Source organism: Nostoc mirabile CHAB5784, assembly GCF_020829645.1.
Lineage (GTDB): Bacteria > Cyanobacteriota > Cyanobacteriia > Cyanobacteriales > Nostocaceae > Nostoc > Nostoc mirabile.
Map to the genome: position 1 here is coordinate 1 of NZ_JAIVFS010000232.1, position 4,716 is coordinate 4,716.

Genomic DNA, 4,716 nt, shown 5'->3' on the forward strand with positions numbered 1-4,716 from the left:
ACGGTCATGCGTAGTTTGGAGGGGGGTGGTTGGAAAAGTGCCAAAAATGGTAACTCGCTGGCTACCTACCCTACCGCACGCCCAGATTTAACAGAGAGGTGCGCGGGATAATACCCGCCATCGACTCTAACTAGTTCGCAAGAAGAAGCGATCGCTCGGCGTGTCGGACTTATTAGGGCTGGAAAGTGCCAACCAGTTTAAGTTAGGAGTTTGGAGTACAGACGCGATTAATCGCGTCTGTACAGGAGTTAGGAGTTCACAATGATTGTTTTTATTCTTAACTCCTCACTATTCACTCCTAACTTTATTCTTAACTCCTCACTATTCACTCCTAACTTTATTCTTAACTCTTCATTTTTCTGCTGTGGCTGCGCCCTGAGCAGCAATTTTTTTACCTATCACATCCACTGCTTTAGCAAATTGAGGGTCTTTTAGGGTAGCGAGTTTGTCACGTTCGTTGAGCCACAAATCTTGTCGCTGGGCATCTGTCAAATCCACTTTCACATCTGGATCAATACCATGCTTATTAATATCTCTATCATTGGGCGTATGGTATTTAGCAATTGTCACCGCTAATCCTGAGCCATCTTCTAGGGGACGTACCGATTGCACTAATCCCTTACCAAAGGTTTGAGTTCCCACCAAAGTAGCACGTTTGTTGTCCTGCAACGCTCCTGAAAGGATTTCGCTGGCACTGGCTGAACCTTTATCCACTAATATTACCAACGGTTTATTTGTCAGAGCGCGTCCGTTTGCCACTTCTCGCTCTCGCTCACCTTGGCGATCAATGGTAGAAACAATTGTGCCTTTATTCAGCCACATCCGGGCAATGTCTACACTGGAGAAGAGTAAGCCACCTGGATTACCACGCAGATCAAGGATATATCCAGCTACCCGTTTGCTTTCTAAATCTTTGATAGCGGTTTGCATTTCTTTACCAGCATTGGCGCTGAACTGGTTCAGGCGAATGTAGCCAAGATTACCTGCTGGAGTTTTCTTTTGGGAAAATTTAACTGGATGAATTTCAATCCGCGCCCTTTTGATGTCAAACTGTTTTGTCTGACCATTGCGCTGAATCGTTAAGCTGACTTTCGATCCTGCTTCACCTCGGATTAGGGATACTGCCTGATTAGTATCCATCCCCTTGGTATTTTTGCCGTCGATTTTGAGGATGATATCTTTTGCCAAAACACCAGCTTTAAAAGCTGGTGTATCTTCGATTGGCGCAATTACAACCAATTGCTTGGTTTTTTCATCCTGGCTGATCGTGATCCCAATCCCTGTCAATTCTCCAGAGGTATCCACTTGCATATTCTTGAATTCCGCCGGGTCCATAAACCGGGTGTATGGGTCTTCTAGCTTTTTGAGCATTTCCCGAATGGACTTATACGCTTCCTGCGGATTACTGTAGGACTTGCTTAAATACTCCTTACGAACAGCCTGCCAATCTACCTGATTAAAAGTACCGTCTACATATTGGCGTTGAACAATTTGCCAAACTTCATCTACTAATTCTTTGGGACTTGCTTTAAATAAAGCCTGACCTCGGGAGTGAATGCCAAGGCTAGTAACAGCGATCGTGGAGAGTGTCACTGCCGTAGCACCCAAAACAAGCCTACTTTTTGTAATCACCATAATGACAGCTGCGTCAGAGGGAAAATATATAGTCAGTATGCTCAATCTAACACAGGCTACCACTGTACAGACCGAGTATGTATCCTTAATTTAAACAAAATACTTGACAATCCGGCGAACTTGATGGTTTATACAAAATTTTTGGGAGTGGGGAGTGAGAAATCGGGATTGGGCAAAGGAGGCAGGAGGCAAAAGTTCTTTAATTTTGTTTGAATTTTGAATCGATTTCTCTTCCCACTCCCTACTCCCTACTCCCCACTCCCCTAACCCCTTACGGTTCTACCCAGCGTTCATCTCCCTTAATCAGGTTAATTAATTCCTCTACACCTTTATCTTCTGGGACTTTTTTAATTTCCTCTCTGCCACGATACAAAGAAATGTAACCAGGTGTTTTGCCAACATAACCATAGTCGGCATCCGCCATTTCTCCGGGGCCATTGACAATACAACCCATAACCGCTATATCAAGACCAGTTAAGTGTTTAGTGGCTTCCCGAACTTTGTGCAACACTTCCTCTAAGTTAAACAAAGTGCGTCCACAGGAAGGACAAGCAACGTATTCCACCATCGTTTTTCGCAATCCCAAAGCTTGGAGAATGCTGTAACAGACGGGAATTTCTTTTTCTGGTGCTTCTGTAAGTGAGACGCGAATTGTATCACCAATGCCATCAGCAAGTAAGGTAGCAATACCAGCCGTGGATTTAATTCGCCCGTATTCGCCATCACCGGCTTCGGTAACGCCTAAATGTAGGGGATAATCCATACCCAGTTCATCCATGCGCTTGGCGATGAGGCGATAGGCGGCTAGCATCACTGGTACTCGTGAGGCTTTCATGGAAATTACCAAGTTGCGGAAATCCAAGGATTCACAGATGCGAATGAATTCTATGGCAGATTCCACCATGCCTTCTGGGGTGTCACCGTAGGTAAATAGCATCCTTTCAGCGAGGGAACCGTGATTTACCCCAATTCGCATCGATTTACCTTGATCGCGCAAAGAAACTACTAGAGGTTCTAAGGTTTCGCGGATTTTTTCGCCAATTTCGTCAAATTCGGTTTTAGTATACTCGGTTCGATTGACGTTGGGCTTTTCAAAGACATATAACCCCGGATTAATCCGCACTTTTTCTATGTGCTTGGAGACTTCCAGAGCGATTTTTAGCCCATTGTGATGGACATCAGCCACAATTGGCACGTCTTGGTAAGTTTTTATTAATTTTTGTTTAATTTCTGCTAAAGCTTTAGCATGAGCCATACTCGGCACTGTGACACGGACAATTTCGCAGCCTATTTCGTGCAGACGACGAATACCAGCCACGGAACCATCAATATCAAGGGTGTCTTCGTTAATCATTGACTGCACTACAACGGGGTAGCCACCGCCAATGGTGACATTTCCCACCTTTACGGGACGGGTTTTACGCCGCTTGATAGTTGTATCAAAGGTAGGTTGACTGGATGTAGTATTTGAAGTATCTACTATGGGCAGAGTTTGCATAACCTGATTAGGTAAATTTGCTGTCGCTAAAATATCAGATTTAATAAATCTCTGTTTCCCAGATTGCCACAGGTGGTGGCTCTTTTGGACGATTAATATAGAAAAAAAGGAAAATAAGACAGGCAAAGAAATAAAGAGCAATTCAAAGGTTTTGCTCATTTATAAAGACATATTGCTGAAAAATTCTTTTAACTGAGTCGCTTGAGTAGCGATCGCTCTTTTACCGAGTTATAAATACTACTAATATCAGGATAATTCTATGACCGAACCTGCAATACCTGTAATTCACTCAATTCCTGATGGTGCGGCTTTAATTACAACTGTACTCTGTGAGTATCCAATTCCCAAGCCTCATAGCTGTAAGTTATACAAACTAGGTCTAAACGATACTTACCTAGTGACAACCGAGAGAGAAAACTATATTTTGCGAGTTTATCGGCGTGGGTGGAGGAATAAAGAAGAAATTGATTTTGAACTGGAATTACTAGTATTTTTGTATGAAGAAAAACAGCCAGTTGCATACCCGATTGCTAGAAAAAATGGTAGCTTTACTACAAATATTTTAGCACCGGAAGGCGTGCGCTATGTAGCAGTATTTAACTACGCACCTGGGCACGCAGTTGATGACAAACTTGATGGTAAACAAAGTTATATTTTGGGAGAGGTGCTGGCAAAAATTCACCAGAAACTAGACAATTTTAAAAGTAGTTTTAGCCGTCCTGGATTAAACAACGAATACTTGCTTGATTGGTCAATGAGAGCAATTACACATCTCTACCAACATCGAAAAAATGATATTGATTATCTTCAAAAAGAAATAAAAAAAATCAAAAGCCAACTTGCAGGATTTCAACTACATCTAACAGCGCCTGAATATGGAATTTGTGTTGGAGATGTACATTCAGGAAATGCTCATTTTACAAAACAGAATGAACCTACTTTGTTTGACTTTGACCAGTGCGGTTATGGGTGGCGTGCTTTTGACATAGCGAAGTTCTGGCACATAGCGCTAAGGATGAAGATAGATATTGCGGTTAGAAATAGTTTTATTGAAGGATATCAAGCTATTCGTAAACTGAGTGAGGCTGAACTGGCATCAATTCCTGTGTTTGTGAAAGCTGCTCATATTTGGGTGATGGGAATTAGCACAAATGTAGTTGGCGATGTTTTGCCTTATGGTTGGTTTACAGATGAGTGGTTAGATCAACGTTTGGCGATGTTGCGAAGTTTGGATGAGAGCGATAACTTCATTAAGCTTTGCTAACGCTAAATTTATGTTTTCATAACCCTCTTTTGTCACTCTCCGAAAAGTTTTGCCATTTCTAAATTCTAGAGCTTTTGTATACAAAGCGATCGCAAGATTTTTTTCTAATAACAAATACAATAACCAAGTTTTTGTAATAGTATAGCTTGTATTGATTGACTGATAAAGCTTCTAGAGATTGCCCTCCCGGAGAGTGACAGAAGCTGTTCATGAGCGATCGCCCATTATGGCTGAAAGAAACCATTCTGTTTTCTTAGGAGCAGCCCCACTGGCGGCGATCGCCACCCGCTATGAATGGAAGAAACTATTTTGACGCGAC

Annotated in this window: 3 protein-coding genes; 1 reads left to right on the forward strand and 2 read right to left on the reverse strand. The window is 42.4% G+C overall.

The genetic code is table 11. From position 1 onward, the window contains the following. Positions 1-351: 351 nt before the first annotated feature. A complete protein-coding gene (gene ctpC, locus LC653_RS44740; protein ID WP_229485091.1) occupies positions 352-1,635 on the reverse strand; it encodes a carboxyl-terminal processing protease CtpC in 1,284 nt (427 codons plus the stop codon). Positions 1,636-1,906: 271 nt separating this feature from the next. Beyond that, the gene (ispG, locus tag LC653_RS44745; protein WP_229501665.1) at positions 1,907-3,133 is read right to left on the reverse strand and encodes a (E)-4-hydroxy-3-methylbut-2-enyl-diphosphate synthase; all 1,227 of its coding nucleotides are present in this window, start codon (positions 3,131-3,133) and stop codon (positions 1,907-1,909) included. Positions 3,134-3,392: 259 nt separating this feature from the next. Here ispG and LC653_RS44750 point away from each other — a divergent pair, with 259 nt between their 5' ends. Beyond that, complete coding sequence (locus LC653_RS44750) at positions 3,393-4,397, forward strand: phosphotransferase enzyme family protein (protein ID WP_229501664.1); 1,005 nt, start codon at positions 3,393-3,395, stop codon at positions 4,395-4,397. Positions 4,398-4,716: the final 319 nt, after the last annotated feature.